This is a genomic window from Pontibacter saemangeumensis, assembly GCF_039541895.1.
GTDB classification, from domain to species: Bacteria; Bacteroidota; Bacteroidia; order Cytophagales; family Hymenobacteraceae; genus Pontibacter; species Pontibacter saemangeumensis.
The window spans coordinates 1-1258 of record NZ_BAABHC010000023.1 but is presented as its reverse complement, the minus strand read 5'-3'; the positions used below and the strand labels follow the sequence as shown (position 1 = coordinate 1258).

Here is a 1258-nt window from a genome sequence, read left to right as displayed (position 1 = left end):
TGAGGTGTGTCGAAAAAGAAGGACAGTAAACTTGCTTAATGGTTATAAAGTTAACAGTTCTTTTCATAGTTCATCGGGCTCAGGTACCCTAAAGCCGAATGCCTTCTTCTGGTGTTGTAGTACATCTCAACATACTCAAAGATCTCCGTCTGGGCATCCTGTTTGTTTTCAAAGGCCCCTCCCTCCAGCAGCTCTGCTTTAAACCGACTGCGAGCAGGACTCCATGAAGGCATTGTCGTAGGCATTTCCCGCCCGGCTCATGCTCTGGCGCATCTTGTGCTTGTCCAGCAGCCTCCTGAACGCCTTCCCGGCGTATTGCCCTCCCCGGTCCGAGTGCGCAATCATCCCCCGGGCAACGGTTCTGATAGACAGCGCCCGCCGCAGCGCCTCTACCACCAGCTCCTCCTGCATGTGCTCCTCCAATTGCCAGCCCACAATCCTTCTGGAGTACAGGTCCATCCACACAGCCAGGTAAAGGAAGCCGCCACCGGCCAGCGGGATGTAAGTGATGTCGCCCACCCACACCTGGTTAGGTGCTGCGGGGAAAGCAAGCTCAAGCAGCAGGTTAGGGCTTATCGGCTAAGGATGGCGGCTGTCAGTGGTGCGGGGCACGAAGCTGCGCGGCTGGATGGCCTTCAGCCCGTGCTTCCGCAGCACCAGCCGCACCTTATGCGCCCCCATCTCTACGCCCTGCGCCTTCAGCTCTGCCACCAGCCGGCGCACGCCGTAGCGCCTGCGGTGCTCCTGGAACGCCTCCAGGACAAGCCGCTCTGCCTCTTCCTCCCTTTTGTTTACATCCCTGGACCCAGAGAGCCAGCCGTAGTAGGCGCTGCGGCTCAGCCCGAGCACCGCACAGAGCGTGTGCACCGGCCAACTGCCTGCATTCCCCTCAATGAAGCTGTACACCTGCCTCAGGTCTGCCGGCTGAAAATGGCCAAGGCTTTTTTTAAGATGTCCCGTTCGGTTTCCAGTTCCCGGATGCGCCTATAGAGCGCCTGGTTATCTGGTGAGGCAGGGGCTTGCTCTTCCCCTTTGTTTTCTCTGGCTTTGTGGCGGCTTCTCCAGCGGTAAATGATGTTCTCCCCTATACCCAGGGAGCGGGCCACCTCGCTGACCGGCCGGCCGTTGAACACCATCTGCAGCACCTCCTCTTTGAAGGCCGCATCGTACTTGCGACGACTAACGGTTACTGGTTTCTCTTTCATCTTGATTTGCTAAGGTAAGCAAATCGACTGTCCTTGATTATTAGAGCATCTCA

The 1258-nt window shown here is 57.4% G+C and carries 4 protein-coding genes; all 4 read right to left on the bottom strand.

Translation table 11 applies throughout. The features are described 5' to 3' along the window. Nucleotides 1-50: 50 nt before the first annotated feature. From ABD920_RS25000 to ABD920_RS18075, 4 genes are read right to left on the bottom strand one after another with little or no spacing between them, the layout of a single operon-like run. Nucleotides 51-233: an IS3 family transposase gene (locus tag ABD920_RS25000; protein ID WP_425568640.1), complete on the bottom strand. Its 183-nt coding sequence runs from the start codon at nucleotides 231-233 to the stop codon at nucleotides 51-53. Further along, a complete protein-coding gene (locus tag ABD920_RS18085; protein WP_345160926.1) occupies nucleotides 199-561 on the bottom strand; it encodes a DDE-type integrase/transposase/recombinase in 363 nt (120 codons plus the stop codon). Before ABD920_RS18085 ends, ABD920_RS25000 begins: the two co-directional genes overlap by 35 nt. An 18-nt stretch (nucleotides 562-579) precedes the next feature. Beyond that, complete coding sequence (locus ABD920_RS18080) at nucleotides 580-906, bottom strand: IS3 family transposase (protein WP_345160925.1); 327 nt, start codon at nucleotides 904-906, stop codon at nucleotides 580-582. A 5-nt stretch (nucleotides 907-911) separates the two neighbouring features. Further along, nucleotides 912-1205 (bottom strand): transposase, encoded by a 294-nt coding sequence (locus ABD920_RS18075; protein WP_345160924.1) that lies wholly within the window; start codon nucleotides 1203-1205, stop codon nucleotides 912-914. Nucleotides 1206-1258 lie beyond the last annotated feature (53 nt).

Bases quoted from the DNA above. Each gene is read 5' to 3' on its own strand.
- ABD920_RS25000 (WP_425568640.1), bottom strand. From the start codon at position 233: ATGCCTTCATGGAGTCCTGCTCGCAGTCGGTTTAAAGCAGAGCTGCTG.
- ABD920_RS18075 (WP_345160924.1), bottom strand. From the start codon at position 1,205: ATGAAAGAGAAACCAGTAACCGTTAGTCGTCGCAAGTACGATGCGGCC.